We start from the raw sequence: 15,647 nt of genomic DNA, 5'->3' as shown, positions 1-15,647 counted from the left end.
GGCGCCTCATCCCTAATTAATCAAGCCGGCGTGCTTCATCGCCGCATCGATCTTGTCGGCGGTCGAATGTTCGACCGTCATTAGCGGCGAACGCAGCACATTTTCGACCTTGCCCAGCTTCGACAGCGCATATTTCGCCCCGGAAACGCCAGGTTCGATAAAGATCGCCTTGTGCAGCGGCAGCAGACGATCTTGCAATTCCAGTGCCTTGGCGCTGTCGCCGGACAGCGTCGCCTCCTGAAATTCCGCGCACAGCCGCGGCGCGACATTCGAGGTCACCGAGATGCAGCCGACGCCGCCATGCGCGTTGAATCCAAGCGCCGAAGCATCCTCGCCCGAAAGCTGGATAAAATCCATGCCGCACGTGGCGCGCTGCTCGGAGACCCGTTCGACCTTGCCGGTGGCATCCTTGACGCCGACAATGTTCTTGAAGTCGTGCGCAAGCCGCCCCATCGTCTCCGGCATCATGTCGATCACCGAGCGCGGCGGGATGTTGTAGATGATGATCGGCAGCTTGGTCGCCCTGGCGACCGCCGCGAAGTGCTCGTACAGGCCGCGTTGTGTCGGCCTGTTGTAATAGGGCGTGACAACGAGTGCAGCATCCGCACCGGCCTTCTCGGCATACTGCACGAGGCCGACCGCTTCCTCGGTGTTGTTGGAGCCGGCGCCGGCGACGACCGGAACGCGGCCCTTGGCCACCTCGATACACACCTTGACGACCTGGCGGTGCTCGTCATGCGACAGCGTCGGCGACTCGCCGGTGGTGCCGACCGGCACCAGTCCAGTCGTGCCCTCGCCGAGTTGCCATTCGACGAATGCGCGAAAGGCTTTCTCGTCGAAACGCCCGCTCTTTTCGAACGGTGTCACGAGCGCAGTAAGCGAGCCTCTCAGCATATCGTCCAACTCCTTGGCACTTCTATTTTGTGTCGGTGTTTTGTTGTGCGCGCCTTCTAGCCGAAAGCGAAGCGGCGCACCATAGTCTCGACATGGTTGCACGGCAAGCATTGCCATGGTGCCAGCAAGCGCAATTCGAACGGCCTCGATAACTCTTTGTTTACGAGCTCTTCACGACCTAAGTTTAGGCTTCGAGGCATCTCCGCCTGCTTGTGGAATGCCAGGACAAGGAAGATTTAAGGATCATGCCGGGCGGTCGGCCTCACATTCTCGCGCTGCTTGGCGCCACGCTCGCGCTGATGCCGGGCATGGCGATCAGTGGTAGCGTGGACGTACGGGTCACCTCAGCCATTCCGATGCCAGGCGCGGCAATTGCGCTGCCTGACCTGCAGGGCAGGATCCCACAGCCGCCCTTGCCCGACGTCGCCCCCTTGAAAAGCGGGCTGGATGCGTTGGCGGCGGGCGATAGTCCCCGCGCTCGTGGTGTGCGCGATGGCCTTCCCGCTCAGTCGCTCGACCAGCATATCCTTGCCTGGGCGATCGCGCTTTATGGCGGCGACAAGATTCCGAGCGGCGATATCACTGCTGCGGCCAAGATGCTGCCCAATTGGCCGGGCACCGTCACCCTGCGCAAAAACAGCGAACGCGCACTCTATCGCGAGAACCCTGCCCCCGATGCCGTCATTGCGGCATTCGACGGCGGCCAGCCGCAGACATTCGAAGGCGTGATGGTTCTTGCCCGCGCCTATGTGGCGTCAGGCAATATCAAGGCGGCACGTTCGGTGCTGTCGCCCTTCTGGCGCACCGCGATCCTGGAGGCCAAGGACGAGGCGGCGCTGATCAAGGAATTCGGTAGCCTGATCCCGGCCGCCGACCACCGCTTTCGCATGGAGCGCATGTTCTATGCCGACCGTGCGAATTCCGCCCTGCGTGTCGCCGGCCTTGCCGGTGCCCAGCAGCTCGCCGATGCATGGGCGGCGGCCGACAAAGGCGACAAGAACGCGCCCAAGCTGCTGAAGGCCGTGCCGGCAATGCAACGTTCGGCCGGCTACTTCTTCGCGCAGGCCGAATATCTGCGCAAGCAGGAGGATTTTGCCGGCGCCGCGGCCATTGTGATGCAGGCGCCGACCGATCGCGAAGCTCTGGTCGATCCGGATGCCTGGTGGGTCGAGCGCCGGGTGCTGTCGCGCGAACTGGTAGACCAGGGCGACATGAAGACCGCGTACAAGATCGTCGCCACACACGCCGCCGAAAGTGCCACCAATGCGGCGGACGCCGAATTCCATGCTGGCTGGTACGCGCTGCGCGGCCTGAACGACCCAAAAACCGCGGCCAGTCATTTCGCTCACATCGCGGACCTCGCCCAGGGGCCGATGACGCTGTCGCGCGCCTATTACTGGCTCGGCCGTGCCGCGGAAGTCGGCGGTCCGGGCAATGCCAAGGACTATTTTGCGCGCGCCGCTGCCTATGGCACGACATTCTACGGCCAGCTTGCCGCCGAACGCGTGGGGCGGCAGGCGCTGAACATCGTCTATCCCTCGCCAAGTGCAGCCGACCGGCAGAATTTTGCCGGCCGCGAGGCCGTCAGCGCCATCAAGCGGCTGCAGGAGGCGGGCTACGACCGCTATGCCGAGACGCTCTATCGCGACCTTGCCGGGCAGTTGACCAGTCCGGGAGAACTGGCGCTGCTGGCTGTCCTTGCCGAAAAGCAAGGGAACCATTTCATGGCGCTGAAAATCGGCAAGATCGCCGGGGCGCGCGGCATCGATGTCGGCGCATTGTCGCATCCGCTCGGCGTCATTCCCGATTCGGCCGACATTTCCGGCTCGGGCAAGGCGCTGGCCTATGCGATCGCCCGCCAGGAAAGCGAATTCAACATCGGCGCCGTGTCGAGCGCCGGCGCGCGCGGGCTGCTGCAGCTGATGCCGGGAACCGCAAGGCAACTGGCGAAGAAGGCCGGGCTGCAGTTTTCACAAACACGGCTGACCACTGATGCCGGCTATAACGCGACGCTTGGTTCGGCCTTCCTCGGCGAACAGCTCGACCGCTTCAACGGCTCCTACGTGCTGACCTTCGCCGGCTACAATGCCGGCCCCAACCGGGCCAGCCAGTGGGTGGCCAGGTATGGCGACCCACGCGGCAAGGACATCGACGCGGTCGTCGACTGGATCGAGCGAATTCCCTACACGGAAACCAGAAGTTACGTTCAGCGCGTGATGGAGAATTACGAGGTCTACAAGATGCGTATTTCGGGCAAATACGACATTGTCGGGGATCTGGTGAACGGGCGGGGTTGACGGCTCAAGAGGCGACTTCGTCGAAGCTGGAGATCTCCCCCTTGCGGGGGAGATGCCTGGCAAGGCAGAGGGGGGGGTGCTGTCCCTCGGCCTATCAGTTCAATGGCTCATTCCCAGTAATGGGCCAAGGTTGGCAATCCTTCACACCCCCCTCTGGCCTGCCGGCCATCTCCCCCGCAAGGGGGGAGATCGGCAGCTTCAGCGCCCCGCCCTCTATTTGACCATCCCCGCGCTCGCCTGTAGCAGTCGGCTGAGGCATGGCGGGAGAGAATCCAGATGTCGAGCACCAAAGGCTTTTCCGACTTCTTCTTCAGCGCACCCGATGGGCTACGCCTTCATGCGCGCATCTATGGTGAGGCCAATACCGGATCCTGGCCGGTTGTCTGCCTGCCTGGCCTGACCCGCAATGCCAGGGATTTTCACGAGCTGGCGCTCTATCTGTCGACGGATGCGGCAACTCCGCGAAAGGTCGTCGCCTTCGACTACCGTGGGCGCGGGCAGTCAACCTATGATCCCGACGTCAAAAATTACAATGTCGGCGTGGAGGCCGGCGACCTCCTGGCCGGGCTGACGGCGCTGAACATCGGAGAAGCGGCCTTCATCGGCACCTCGCGCGGCGGGCTGATCATCCATGTGCTCGGGATGATGCGGCCATCCGTCCTGAAAGCCATTGTTTTCAACGACATCGGACCGGTGATCGAGACGGCCGGGCTTGCCCATATCCAGTCTTATCTCGAGCGCGACCCGGGACCGAAAACCCGCACGCAGGCGGCGGCCGCCCAGCGCAGCGTGCATGGCGAAGACTTCCCCGCCCTTGCCGGCGCCGATTGGGATCGCATGGTCTGGGCTCTCTACCGCGAAACGGATGGTGGGCTGGTGCCGGATTTCGATCCGAAGTTGGTGGATACCGTGGCGAGCCTCGATCTGACGCAGAAGCTGCCTGATCTATGGCCTCAATTCGAGGCGTTGGCCGCCATCCCGTTGCTCGCCATACGTGGTGCCAATTCGAGATTGCTGTCCATGGACACGCTCAACCAGATGAGAGAGCGACATTCCATGATGGAGACGATCACTGTCGAGGGCCAGGGCCATGCGCCATTCCTGGAGACCGGCAGCCTGCCGGGCGACATAGCCGCTTTTCTCGACCAAGCCGAACGCAGGAATATCTCGAAGTAAATCCCATGACCAAACAAGGTCACGGGATAGCTACAATAGTATAGACAGGATTCTTCAGCCTACTTGGCTTTTGAATTTTTCCGAGCCGCTTTCGGCGACTCTTTTGCGGCGGCGGCTGCCTCATCCCTCTTTTTTCGCCCTGCCGTCGGCGACGAAGGCGTCGTCACGGGCGAAGAAAACATGGAGCCTTCAGCGCGATTGCCGCCCGGCTGAGTCGATCGAGGCGTTTCCAGCACGATGACACAGCCATCGAGATCGTTGGTGGCCAGATGCGCGTAGCGCATGGTCATCGACAACGTCTGATGGCCGAGCCACATCTGCACGCGCCGGATGTCGATGCCGCCCTGGACAAGACGCGAGGCGCAGGTATGGCGCAGTATGTGCGGCACCACCTGATCGTCGGCGCCGAGACCGACTTCGGCCTTCGCGTCGTTCCAGATGGCACGAAACTGTGCCTGGCTGAGCTTGGTGAACGGTCCTTTGGGCCGGCGACCCTCAGTGGGAGGCAGCTTGATGACCTCCTTGACCCGCTCGGTCATCGGGATGGTGCGGCTGCGGCCGGATTTGGTGATCCAGAAACTGACGCGATGCTCCTGGATATCGTTCCAGATCAGCCCAAGCGCCTCGCCGAGACGGCATCCGGTGTCGACCAGGAAGACGGAAAGCCTGTAGGCATCCTCGCTGCGGCTCTTGATGGCGGCGAACAGCCGCGCCTCTTCGTCCCTTTCGAGGAAGCGAATCCGACCCGCCCGCTCCTTCTGGCGGCGGAACTCGGGCAGGCTGTGGATATCCCCCATCTTGTGAGCCTTGCGCAGCAGTTTGCTGAGGGCAGCCATCTTTCGATTGATGGTTGCGTTGCTGTTGCCGCGCTGGCGCAAGGTGCCGATAAGGTTGTCCAGGGTACTTTGGTCAAAGGCGCTGAAACGCTCCCCAAGGAGGATCTCGTCTATTTCGCCGATGAACGAGCTGACATTATACTTATGCCGCCCATCATCCCATAATATGTCCCGATATGCTGAAAAAAGATCTCCGACCCGATGCGACTTTACTTCTCTAATCTTGTTGTAGGTATATCGAATCTTCGGACTTTGAGAAGAAAACATCGAAAAATGATCAGAGGACTCACCCTCTTGAATCGCTTCGTTCGTCATCATTTGCCACACCCCCGAGTGGGATAGGTCAGCCCTACCCGCTTGGAAGCGTCCTTTCAAGAGATTTTAATCACGCAGTTGTGATTTCATCCGCCCATCAGCAGATCCCACGAAATCACCCCACGGATTCATTCAGCTACCGTTACCCCCATCCTTCCGTTTGCCTTGATCCAGTCGCGAAAACAAAAACAGCCCGGGCGTTGTGCGCCCGGGCTGGATTTCACCTGTAAGGAACCAGCCCTTAGAACGAGCGCTGGAAGCGGAGGATACCGCCGATGTTGTTTTCTTTGTCGGCGCCAGTCCAGTTGGAGACGGTGTCATCACCAACATGGAGGTAGTCGACTTCCGCCGTGATCGTCAGACCCGGGACGATATCGTAGGCAATGTTAGCCGCGGCGCCGAAGTTCTTGCCATCGTCATAAGACAGCTGAGCATTGAACGAGGTCTTCTCGTTGAACTTGTAGGTGCCACCGCCCCATACGGCCCAGCTACCGCTCCACAGCTTGTACATGGAGCGACCACCGCCGAAGTCGTTGATATTATCATCAGTGCCGTAGCCACCCATGATAAACAGCGAAAGTTCATTCGTGGCGTTCACATCCAAACGAACCTTTCCAGAAACTTCTTCGTAATTGCTGTCATAAGCAATGACGCCGCTGATGCCACCCCAACCCTGCGTCCACTTCACGCCGCCAACGACATGAGGGACGTAGCTGTCGATCGTGTAGTCGCCATAGCCTTCTTCGAGCGAGACCACAGCCGAGAAGCCGTTCCCAGCGTCGAAGTAGTACTGAATCACGTTCGTGTCGAAGCCACCATAAGGAACGAGCGTATCCTGGATGACGTTGCCAGCATAACCGGTAAACGTATCGAACGCCGATTCGTCCTTACCGACGCGCAGGCCACCGAGCTGGATCCAGGCGAAATTAAGCGAAATGCCCTTATTGAAGGCTTCGTCGCTAAAATTCGTGTTGCCGAAATTGATACGGGTCTCGGTGTAGGTCTTCAAGGTGCCGAGTTCGGTCTCCTGGCCGGTCCAGGTCTTCAGCGCGAAGCGTGCATTTTTTCTCCAGGTATCCTGGACGTCACCATCCATCCGGTCGATAGCACGAGCACCATTAAACGAACCAATGTCACCAGCGCCGATGTCATAACGGACATAGCCGCCGATGCGCAGGCAGGTTTCGGTGCCGGGGATGTAGAAGTAGCCAGCGCCGTAGACGTCGCAAATCTTGACGTATTCAGCGGGTTCCGGCTCGGCGACGACGACGGCGTCGGCGGCGCGCGCACCGGAAACTGCGATCAGGGCCGCAGCGGAGCCGAGGAGAAGGCTCTTGATGTTCATTTTCTGACCTCCAGTCAAAAGTTAAAAAACGGGTCTGGGTATTCTTTGCTGAAGGACAGCGTTCCCTGCCCCATCCCCACTACCGAAAAAGATGCGCACCGCGCCGCTCCTTCAAAATCGACATTACTCATGAGACGGCGGCGTTCAACCACGATCGTACCGGTGAAAGGGCTGCCTGGCTGCTATCCCCCGGCGTTGTTGCACAAATGACACGATTTGGCCTCACTCAGAAAGCTCTCGTTAACCATCAGGCCACCGCAACCCCTTGCTCGTCGCCGAATCCGGCGATGGACCGACGGAATCATGGCGAGTTCCCGAGTCGCTGGCCAGAAACAACCGCAGAACCGCCACATCTATGGAAGGTCGCGGTTCGGCGCCTTCTTATTTTGCATATAATGATGCGGGCTTGTTGATTGTGCCGGCGCTTTTCTTTATCCAGCGGCCCAACGGAGAGGTGGCCGAGTGGTCGAAGGCGCTCCCCTGCTAAGGGAGTAGAGGTCAAAAGCTTCTCGTGGGTTCGAATCCCATCCTCTCCGCCATCCTGCTTCGCGCTGCGCGCTTCGCAGGACAAGTCCCGACCTCCCCGCGCGAAACAGGATGCCCTCCGAAGCCGTAGCGAAGGAGGGCTCAAGCGCCTGAATTTCTTGCAAAAACAGGGTTGGCAGCTGCCCTTCGGCCAAGCCGGATACCTTCTCGCATTGGCAAAGGAGGGGCCGGCTCATGTGGTACGTTTATCTTCTGGAGAGCGAGGTTGCGGAAGGTGGCGTTATGTCGGCATGACGTCGGACCTAAAACGACGGCTTGCCGAGCACAATTCGGGAAAATCCAGCCATACGTCCAAGTTCCTGCCATGGCGGATCGTCACCTATATGGCCTTCTCGAATCAGGCCAAGGCAGCTTCATTCGAACGTTATCTCAAATCCGGGTCAGGCACGCTTTCGCCAGTAAACGCTTTGGTGACGACCGCAGGCCTACCGAAAAATGCTACGGTTTTCCAAAAAGAGATAGCGATAACAGCTCGTTACTCCGATGAAGCGGACGGCGGCTCCCGTAATTTCATTCGATTCTGACTGGAGGTCAGAAAATGAACATCAAGAGCCTTCTCCTCGGCTCCGCTGCGGCCCTGATCGCAGTTTCCGGTGCGCGCGCCGCCGACGCCGTCGTCGTCGCCGAGCCGGAACCCGCTGAATACGTCAAGATTTGCGACGTCTACGGCGCTGGCTACTTCTACATCCCCGGCACCGAAACCTGCCTGCGCATCGGCGGCTATGTCCGTTATGACATCGGTGCTGGCGACGTCGGCTCGTTCGATGGTGCTCGCAGCAACGACGTGCAGGACGGCAAGAACCAGGGAGCCTGGTACAAGAACACCCGCTTCACGCTCAAAACCTGGACCGGCCAGGAGACCGAGCTCGGCACCTTGAAGACCTACACCGAGACCCGCTTCAATTTCGGCAACAGCAACGGTGATCCCGACTTCGGCCCGAACGATGCGCACAACAAGGACGTATCGCTGAACTTCGCCTGGATCCAACTTGGCGGTCTGCGCGTCGGTAAAGACGAATCGGCCTTCGATACGTTCATCGGCTACGCCGGCAATGTCATCCAGGATACGCTGGTTCCCTACGGCGACTTCGACACCAACGTCGTCCAGTACTATTTCGACGCAGGCAATGGTTTCTCGGCCGTGCTCTCGCTCGAAGAAGGCTCGGGCGCTGGATCCGTCGACGATCTTGGCAACGGCAAGTATGGCGTTGGCACGATCGACAGCTATGTTCCGCATGTTGTCGGCGGCGTGAAGTGGACCCAGGGCTGGGGCGCGATCACTGGTGTTGTTGCGTATGACAGCAACTACGAAGAAGTCGCCGGCAAAGTTCGCTTGGATGTGAACGTTTCCAACGAGTTGTCGTTGTTCATCATGGGTGGCTATGGCACCGACGACAACCTCAACGACCCGACCTATGATCAGCCCGCGGGCGGTCGCGGCTTCTACAAGCAGTGGGGCGGCAACTGGGCAGTGTGGGGCGGTGGCACCTACAAGTTCAACGAGAAGACCTCATTCAACCTTCAGGCGTCTGCTGATGACTGGAAGAACGTCGGCGTTGCAGCGAACGTCGCCTATGACATCGTCCCCGGCTTCACCGTCACGGCCGAAGTTGACTATCTTCATGCCGGCAAGTTCGATGAGGGCAGCACGGACAACGTCGCCTGGACTCCGGCCGACAAGAAGAACAGCGTCGGCGGCCTCCTTCGCTTCCAGCGCTCGTTCTAATAAGTTGCGACTTGTCGAATCGAAAACCCGGCGGGCAACCGCCGGGTTTCAGACTGCTGACAAACCCCGTCGATTTTCGGCGGGGTTTTTTGTTATGTGATTGAAGTGTCTTGGACTGTTTGTGTCAGGAGATGGGCAGCCGCGGCAGATGGCGGGGTCGCTCTTGTAGCGGCGGTAGCCATTGCGGTCGGTGGTGGCGTAGGCCAGCACCTGGCCCTGTGGGCCATCAGCCGCCGGCTCATGGGTGAAGGCCGACGGTGCCATCATGCCGGGCTTGGGCGGTCTCGGTCGGCGATAGCCGGTGACACCGCACATGGCTCGATCCTCCAGTCCTTTGGCGATGCCGGCCGTGGCATAGCCGGCGTCCAACCCGACGGCGCCGACATCAAAGCCGAAGCCCTCCACCTGCCGATCGAGCCTCGACAGGTAGACGGTCGAATCATGGACGATCGCTGTCGCGTGTGTGTCGGTGATGATGGCATGCGCCGCATCCACCGTGCGGTGATCGAGATAGAAAAAGCCTTTCGGCTTGCCCTCGCGCACCATGTAGCCGCTGTCGGGATCGATGCGCGAGACCTTGGTCTCTTTCTCCACCGGCTGGCGTTGCTTCTCCTTCAGCCGTTTCTGGCTATGGACGGCGCGCTCTTCATCGATCGCCGCGTCCAGCGCCTCCCAGTAATGGGCCCGCGACTTGGCCACGAACGCCAGATCGAAGCGGGTCTTGTTGGCGTTGGCCTTCAGATGGGTGGAGGCGGTGTAAAGCACCGTGCCATCGACAAGGCCCGCCCGGATCGCCTGCTCGACGATGCGGTCGAAGATCGCCTGCGACACGCTGGTGTCGTCGTAACGCCGCCGCCGGTTCTGTGACAACGTCGAGGCGTCGAACACCTTGTCCGTCAGCTTCAGCCGCAGGAACCAGCGATAGGCGACATGACCTCGATCTCGCGCACCAGCTGCCGTTCCGAGCGAACTCCAAACAGATAGCCGATGAACAGCGCCTCGAACATCAACGTCGGATCGAGTGGCGGGCGGCCATTGTAGGGGCAATACAGTGGCGCGGTCAGTTCGTGGATGAAGGAGAAATCAATCACACGGTCGATCTTGCGCAACGGTGATCAGCCGGAACCAACTGATCCAGCGTCACCATCTCGAGTGCGGTCTGTTCAGGGGCGGGTCGCTTCAACATAACCCAGTGAATCAAAAACCCCTAGCAAATGCTAGGGGTTTGTCAGCAGTCTGCAACCCGGCGGGCAACCGCCGGGTTTTTTTCAGGACATTGTGCGACTATTGGATGCGGTGCTGCAACCCGCTGTCTTAATTGATTGATTCGGTATTAACAGCGAAAGTCGCGGGCGCATTGCATGCACCCGCACAGCTCGGATTGGATTATTTGTCCGCTAGATCGCCCAACGCATCAATCAGCGTCTGAATCTCATTTTCATAATTCTTCCAGCGCTTGACCGACGATTTGTAGATCGGTTGGCGAACCTGCCAGCGGCTGGGCGTATTGACCGAACCATCCCTGTCGAAAAAACGCAGGCAGGCGTCATCCCAGGGCAGCCCAAGGTAATCTATGAGGCGGCGTGACTGCGCCTCCTGATCCTCGACCAGCGTTTCGTAGCGATTTTCGAAGATAAGGCCTGGAAAAACCTCGTTCCAATGGCGCATCAGTCGGTCATACTCGCGGTAGTACAGACCTAGTATCCGCAAATCAGTATTGTAGCTGTGTCCTTTGTTGAAGCTCTGGACAAAGCAAGAGACGCAATTGTCGATGGCATCACGGCGACAATGAATGATGCGCGCGTTGGGAAAGAGAAGGCCGATAAGGCCGATCATTTCAAAATTGTGCGGCATCTTGTCCACCACGCGAAGCGCGGCAGGCGCCCACTCCCTAAGGTAGGACAGATGCTCTTCCGCCAACTTTCTGGACAGATCTTGCGTGACCGACATGACCGGCCGGCTCAAATCGCCGGCCGATGAGGTTTTAAGGCCGATTGCATTGGCGACCCGCCTTAATTTGTTAAGCTCGCCTGCCCCTTGAACATCGGGATGGCTGGCGCAGATCTGTTCCGTGAGCGTTGTGCCCGACCGCGGCATACCGACCACGAACACAGGCACTTCGGAAGGATTTCCATAGCCGGCCCTGGCCGCCAGAAAGTCCGGCGTGAAGGTTTCAATCAGGGAGTCGATCCAGCGGCGATACAGATTGATGTCGAAGGTGTAGCCGGAGGCCCGTTTCCCCCTATTGAAATGGTCGAATGCCTCACTGTAGCGCTTGAGGTCGTTCAGTACCTTGCCGGCAGCGTGATGGAGCTTGTAAGCACCGTCCGGATCAAGCTTGGGATTGCCGAGTTCACGCAGGATGGATTGGAGTTCCTCCGGCTCTTCGGTGAATTTTTTCGTCTGTACGAGGTCGTGGTAGGCAGCCGGCACGTCGATGCGACGTCCGATTGCTTCTTTCAGAAAGGCGGCGGCCTCATCCATGCGCCCCAGGCCGCTGAGCGCGCTGGCCAGCCCCGCCCGCACTTTGGGATGATCGCGGTTGATCTTGAGCGCTTTCTCGTAAAGCGGCAAAGCCATGTCGGGTTTGTCAAACTTGGTGTAGGCGCGCCCCAGTGCACAAAGCACTTCGATAAGTCTGGGCTGCAGTTCCAAAGCATACAGCATATGCTTGATGGCTGGCGAATATTCGCTGACCTTCACATAGGCCTCGCCGAGGCTGAGGTGGTAGTAAGGGTTTTTAGGTTCCTCGCCGACCGCCCGCGCGAAATATCGCAAGGCCATCTCGTCATCGTAACGCTGGTACAGGGTCCCCAGGATGTACAGAGCGAGCGGATGGTTTGGCGTGCGCGCCAGCACCCGAAGGCACAGGTCCTGAGCCTCGTCGAGCCGCTGGGCCTGCTGAAGGGCATAGGCCTGGTTCAGCAGCGCTTCGTCGGCCTGCGCTCGCGATTGAGCGTTTCCTTGGCTCACTGTCGGCTTGAGTATCGGCCCCTTCGCTTTCGGCGTGGGCCCGGGCTTGATGTGCTTTGACCAAGCAGGCGGGAGACGGTTGTTCATGATATCTCGCTAGCAAAAAGAGCCGGATGAATCCAGCGTTACGGATCTGCCCAGCGGCAACTTGCACCGACCCATCCGGCGCGCTAGCAAGAAGGCCCTTTCAAGCGAGCTTCCGCCATGCACCAGCGCCCTCCCCTCATGCCGCTCATCGCAGCGCTTCCCTCGACGGTGCCGTTTGTCGGCCCCGAAGCGCAGGAGCGCGAGCGTGGCCGCGCTTTTCGCGCCCGCATCGGCGCCAATGAGAGCAGCTTTGGTCCCTCGCCGCGCGTCACCGCCCGGATGGCCGAGATCGCCGGCGACATGTGGATGTATTGCGATCCCGACAATCACGATCTGAAGGTGGCGGTCGCCGCGCATCACGGCGTGAAGGCCGAGAACGTCGTTGTCGGCGAAGGCATAGATGGCCTGCTCAGCCTGGTGGCACGCATGTATGTCGCGCCTGGTGACGCGGTGGTCACCTCGCTCGGCGCTTATCCGACCTTCAACTTCCACATTGCCGGTGTCGGCGGGCGGCTGGTGACAGTCCCTTACGAGAACGACAAAGAAAGCCTGGATGGCCTGCTGGCGGCGGTGCGCAAGGACAAGGCCCCGCTGGTCTATCTCTCCAACCCCGACAATCCAATGGGCAGCTGGTGGGAGGCGAGCGAGATCATCCGCTTCATCGAGGCGCTGCCGGAAACCACCATGCTGGTGCTCGACGAGGCCTATGGCGAACTCGGGCCGGCCTCGGCGATGCCGCCGATCGATATCTCCAGGCCAAACGTCATCCGCATGCGCACCTTCTCGAAGGCTTACGGGCTGGCGGGCATACGTTGCGGCTATGCGATCGCCGAGGCCCAGGTGATCCGCGACTTCGAGAAGATCCGCAACCATTATGGCGTCAGCCGCATGGCGCAGATCGCCGGCGTCGAGGCGCTCGCCGATCAGGACTATCTGCAAAGCGTGGTCACGCGGGTCGCGGCCGGCCGCCGACGCATCGCCGGCATTGCCGAAGCGAACGGGTTGAAGCCACTGGCATCGGCGACCAATTTCGTCACCATCGATTGCTGCGGCGATGGCGCTTTCGCGCTGAAAGTTCTGCAAGGCCTGCTGTCGCGCGACGTCTTCATCCGCAAGCCTATGGTGCCACGGCTCGACCGCTGCATCCGCGTCAGCGTCGGCCTCGATCACGAGCTCGATATTCTTGCCGAGGAGTTGCCTGGCGCGCTGGCAACGGCGCGGGGGAACTAGAATCGCGTCTGCAAGCAGCCCAGCAGCAAAAGCTGCCTACAAATCCATTTCCCAGGTCTGGCCGGTCAGATCCTTGCCGAAGCTGTGGTGGTGCTCCTGCGAGACCAGCGTGAAGCCGGCACGTTCGTAGATTGCACGCGCCGCAACGAGGATGTCGTTGGTCCACAGCACCAGCTTGGTGTAGCCGCAAGCTCGAGCCCGGTTCACGCATTCCGCGACCAGTCGTTTGCCGATGCCGAGGCCGCGCGCCGACGCCTCGACATGCAGCATTCTCAGCTTGGCCACCTTGTCGTCCTGATGAACAAGGAACACCGCGCCGACCGGCTGACCACCGCGCTCGGCGATCCAGCAGAAATCGCGGCCGGGCACGAAATTGCGAATGAAATCGGCGCCGATCTCGGCGAGCATGGCCTCGAACTCGATCGTCCAGCCATATTCCTCGGCATAGAGTTGGGCCTGGCGCTGCACGACCCAGCCGACATCGCCGACGCGATGCGGCCGCAACGTCACCTCGCTGCTTTCACGGGTGGGGTCGCCCAGCAATTCCCCCGCCTTGCGCAAGGCGCTGCGCAGTTCATGCAACCTGTCGTCGGGGACGCTTTCGATCAGCCGCGCCGTGTCCCGATCGGCCGCCGCTTGCAGTCTGGCAAGCGCTGCCTCGCCTCGTGAGGTCAGCGAGAGGACCCTTCGGCGCCGGTCAGCCGGGTCCGTTCTGGCCTCGGTCAGCCCCTGGCCCGCGAACTTGCGCAGGATCCGCGTCAGATAGGCGGCATCGACACGCAACTGTCTTGATATTTCGGAGGCCGCCGGGCCATTCTCCAGCCGAAAAGCATCAGCCAGGAAACCTCGCTCGCCGGCGATTTCGGCGGAAGCCGGGTTGCTGCGGTGACCCAATTCGAACAGCACGCGCGCCTCGGTCAAAGTGAATGCACTTTGTGTCAGCGTCTCGTCGAGAAGGCCAACGGTGCGCGTGTAGAAGCGATTGAAGCGCCTGACATCGGCCACCAATGCGTTGCGTTCGTCCAACATCCGCAGCCACTCCTGAGGCAGCCGTATTTTCCAAAATTAGTGGACGGAGTCAATTAAATTTCGAGCCAGAGAGCCCAGCCATTGCGCCCGCGCGCAGCTCCCAGGTTGCATTCCTCACGCCATGCGCCAGATTCAAACAAGACAGGCTTGGAGAGATTCATGGCTGATCGTCGCAGGGAAGTGCTGACGCGGGTCTACGGCAATGTGCAAGGCGTCGGCTTCAGGGCCTGGGCTCGGCATCAGGCCACGAGCCTTGGCCTTGCGGGCTGGATTCGCAATGAGGCGGACGGGTCTGTAACGGCCCGGATCGCAGGGCTCGATGAGGCGGTCTCGACAATGATCGAGCGCCTCTGGAAGGGGCCGGCCGGGGCGTCGGTTTCCAGGGTGGACGTCGACGAGTTGGCAGTACAACACGCCCTTGTCGGGTTCAGGATCATTGCCTGATTGCGGTTTCGATCTCCTCATCTTGAATTAATTGAACGTTCGTTTTATTATTGTTCCGCGGAGGAGCTGACATGGCACGCACCACGGGGTCCGATGGCGAAAAGACCGAAGCGACCATCCGTGGGGCTGCGGTCAACCTCATCGCGCGCCTTGGTTACGAGGCGATGTCGATGCGCCAGCTTGCCGCCGAGGTCGGAGTCCAGGCGGCCGCGCTCTACCGCTACTTTCCAACCAAGGAAGAGCTTCTGTTCACGCTGATGCGCGAGCACATGGAAGATCTGGCCACAGCATGGGAAGCAGCCCGCCCGGCGAACGCAGATTCGGCGCAACTGCTCTCCGTCTATGTGCGCAATCACATCGCCTTTCACATCGAGCGACGGCACGCCACGCATGTGTCGAACATGGAATTGCGCAGCCTGTCGCCCGAACGGCTGACGCAAATCCTGCGCATGCGCACTGCCTACGAAAAGGAGCTGCGCGCCATCCTGCGCGACGGCGACGAGACGGGCGCCTTCAACATCGACGACACCGGGCTGACGGCCATGGCGCTGATCCAGATGATGACCGGCGTGATCGTCTGGTTTCGGCCGGGCCAGCGGCTATCAATCGCTGAAGTCACGGCGACATATCTTTCAATGACAATGCGGCTCGTCGGCGCGAAGATCGACGCCTACAGCGCCGCGCGTCCCTTCGGACGCGCAAAGGACGCTGCAGCATTTTGATTTCTCGCATGACCCCGAAAATCGAAG

Annotated in this window: 12 protein-coding genes, 1 tRNA gene and 1 pseudogene; 8 read left to right on the top strand and 6 right to left on the bottom strand. The window is 60.4% G+C overall.

Features of this window, described 5'->3' with window-relative positions; translation table 11 throughout:
- Window positions 1–12: 12 nt before the first annotated feature.
- On the bottom strand, window positions 13–894 hold the full coding sequence (gene dapA, locus NKH95_RS04575; protein ID WP_352775982.1) for a 4-hydroxy-tetrahydrodipicolinate synthase: 882 nt from the start codon (window positions 892–894) through the stop codon (window positions 13–15).
- Between the two features lie 245 nt (window positions 895–1,139).
- Here dapA and NKH95_RS04570 point away from each other — a divergent pair, with 245 nt between their 5' ends.
- Together NKH95_RS04570 and NKH95_RS04565 are read left to right on the top strand one after the other, a co-directional pair.
- On the top strand, window positions 1,140–3,191 hold the full coding sequence (locus NKH95_RS04570) for a lytic transglycosylase domain-containing protein (RefSeq protein WP_352891134.1): 2,052 nt from the start codon (window positions 1,140–1,142) through the stop codon (window positions 3,189–3,191).
- A gap of 276 nt (window positions 3,192–3,467) precedes the next feature.
- A complete protein-coding gene (locus NKH95_RS04565; protein WP_352441275.1) occupies window positions 3,468–4,367 on the top strand; it encodes an alpha/beta fold hydrolase in 900 nt (299 codons plus the stop codon).
- A gap of 59 nt (window positions 4,368–4,426) precedes the next feature.
- Here the strand turns inward: NKH95_RS04565 and NKH95_RS04560 are convergent, their stop codons facing one another.
- Window positions 4,427–5,521, bottom strand: coding sequence for a tyrosine-type recombinase/integrase (locus NKH95_RS04560; RefSeq protein WP_352441276.1), 1,095 nt, complete (start codon window positions 5,519–5,521; stop codon window positions 4,427–4,429).
- A 238-nt stretch (window positions 5,522–5,759) separates the two neighbouring features.
- Window positions 5,760–6,863, bottom strand: a complete 1,104-nt coding sequence (locus NKH95_RS04555) for a porin (RefSeq protein WP_128363099.1) — start codon at window positions 6,861–6,863, stop codon at window positions 5,760–5,762.
- A gap of 448 nt (window positions 6,864–7,311) precedes the next feature.
- On the opposite strand from NKH95_RS04555, the gene NKH95_RS04550 reads away from it, so the two are divergent.
- The 3 genes from NKH95_RS04550 (at window position 7,312) to NKH95_RS04540 (ending at window position 9,135) form a co-directional block, all read left to right on the top strand.
- A tRNA-Ser gene (locus NKH95_RS04550) sits at window positions 7,312–7,402 on the top strand.
- Window positions 7,403–7,639: 237 nt separating this feature from the next.
- Entirely contained in the window at window positions 7,640–7,933 is a 294-nt protein-coding gene (locus NKH95_RS33420) for a GIY-YIG nuclease family protein (RefSeq protein ID WP_502895159.1), read from the top strand.
- A 14-nt stretch (window positions 7,934–7,947) separates the two neighbouring features.
- Window positions 7,948–9,135 (top strand): porin, encoded by a 1,188-nt coding sequence (locus tag NKH95_RS04540; protein WP_127257438.1) that lies wholly within the window; start codon window positions 7,948–7,950, stop codon window positions 9,133–9,135.
- Between the two features lie 132 nt (window positions 9,136–9,267).
- Here NKH95_RS04540 and NKH95_RS04535 read toward each other — a convergent pair.
- Window positions 9,268–10,321, bottom strand: a pseudogene (locus NKH95_RS04535) (IS1182 family transposase); the annotation flags it as partial.
- 200 nt (window positions 10,322–10,521) lie between these two features.
- Window positions 10,522–12,195, bottom strand: coding sequence for a tetratricopeptide repeat-containing sulfotransferase family protein (locus tag NKH95_RS04530; protein WP_352441277.1), 1,674 nt, complete (start codon window positions 12,193–12,195; stop codon window positions 10,522–10,524).
- 117 nt (window positions 12,196–12,312) lie between these two features.
- Here NKH95_RS04530 and NKH95_RS04525 point away from each other — a divergent pair, with 117 nt between their 5' ends.
- Entirely contained in the window at window positions 12,313–13,425 is a 1,113-nt protein-coding gene (locus NKH95_RS04525) for a pyridoxal phosphate-dependent aminotransferase (protein WP_352677440.1), read from the top strand.
- 36 nt (window positions 13,426–13,461) lie between these two features.
- Here the strand turns inward: NKH95_RS04525 and NKH95_RS04520 are convergent, their stop codons facing one another.
- Window positions 13,462–14,454: a bifunctional helix-turn-helix transcriptional regulator/GNAT family N-acetyltransferase gene (locus NKH95_RS04520; protein WP_352677439.1), complete on the bottom strand. Its 993-nt coding sequence runs from the start codon at window positions 14,452–14,454 to the stop codon at window positions 13,462–13,464.
- Between the two features lie 159 nt (window positions 14,455–14,613).
- Here NKH95_RS04520 and NKH95_RS04515 point away from each other — a divergent pair, with 159 nt between their 5' ends.
- Together NKH95_RS04515 and NKH95_RS04510 are read left to right on the top strand one after the other, a co-directional pair.
- On the top strand, window positions 14,614–14,898 hold the full coding sequence (locus tag NKH95_RS04515) for an acylphosphatase (protein WP_352891133.1): 285 nt from the start codon (window positions 14,614–14,616) through the stop codon (window positions 14,896–14,898).
- Window positions 14,899–14,969: 71 nt separating this feature from the next.
- Window positions 14,970–15,620 carry a TetR/AcrR family transcriptional regulator gene (locus NKH95_RS04510; RefSeq protein WP_352891132.1) on the top strand — a complete coding sequence of 217 codons (651 nt, stop codon included), beginning with the start codon at window positions 14,970–14,972 and terminating at the stop codon, window positions 15,618–15,620.
- Window positions 15,621–15,647 lie beyond the last annotated feature (27 nt).

The sequence above is a fragment of the Mesorhizobium sp. M0848 genome, from assembly GCF_040319805.1.
In the GTDB taxonomy this organism is placed as follows: Bacteria; Pseudomonadota; Alphaproteobacteria; order Rhizobiales; family Rhizobiaceae; genus Mesorhizobium.
Note: the sequence above shows the minus strand (reverse complement) of the source record. Positions and strands in the feature narration are given on the sequence as shown.

What these genes read in the sequence shown, in the direction of transcription:
- dapA (WP_352775982.1), bottom strand. Translation starts at nt 894, where the DNA reads ATGCTGAGAGGCTCGCTTACTGCGCTCGTGACACCGTTCGAAAAGAGC.
- NKH95_RS04570 (WP_352891134.1), top strand. Translation starts at nt 1,140, where the DNA reads ATGCCGGGCGGTCGGCCTCACATTCTCGCGCTGCTTGGCGCCACGCTC.
- NKH95_RS04565 (WP_352441275.1), top strand. Translation starts at nt 3,468, where the DNA reads ATGTCGAGCACCAAAGGCTTTTCCGACTTCTTCTTCAGCGCACCCGAT.
- NKH95_RS04560 (WP_352441276.1), bottom strand. Translation starts at nt 5,521, where the DNA reads ATGATGACGAACGAAGCGATTCAAGAGGGTGAGTCCTCTGATCATTTT.
- NKH95_RS04555 (WP_128363099.1), bottom strand. Translation starts at nt 6,863, where the DNA reads ATGAACATCAAGAGCCTTCTCCTCGGCTCCGCTGCGGCCCTGATCGCA.
- NKH95_RS33420 (WP_502895159.1), top strand. Translation starts at nt 7,640, where the DNA reads ATGACGTCGGACCTAAAACGACGGCTTGCCGAGCACAATTCGGGAAAA.
- NKH95_RS04540 (WP_127257438.1), top strand. Translation starts at nt 7,948, where the DNA reads ATGAACATCAAGAGCCTTCTCCTCGGCTCCGCTGCGGCCCTGATCGCA.
- NKH95_RS04530 (WP_352441277.1), bottom strand. Translation starts at nt 12,195, where the DNA reads ATGAACAACCGTCTCCCGCCTGCTTGGTCAAAGCACATCAAGCCCGGG.
- NKH95_RS04525 (WP_352677440.1), top strand. Translation starts at nt 12,313, where the DNA reads ATGCACCAGCGCCCTCCCCTCATGCCGCTCATCGCAGCGCTTCCCTCG.
- NKH95_RS04520 (WP_352677439.1), bottom strand. Translation starts at nt 14,454, where the DNA reads ATGTTGGACGAACGCAACGCATTGGTGGCCGATGTCAGGCGCTTCAAT.
- NKH95_RS04515 (WP_352891133.1), top strand. Translation starts at nt 14,614, where the DNA reads ATGGCTGATCGTCGCAGGGAAGTGCTGACGCGGGTCTACGGCAATGTG.
- NKH95_RS04510 (WP_352891132.1), top strand. Translation starts at nt 14,970, where the DNA reads ATGGCACGCACCACGGGGTCCGATGGCGAAAAGACCGAAGCGACCATC.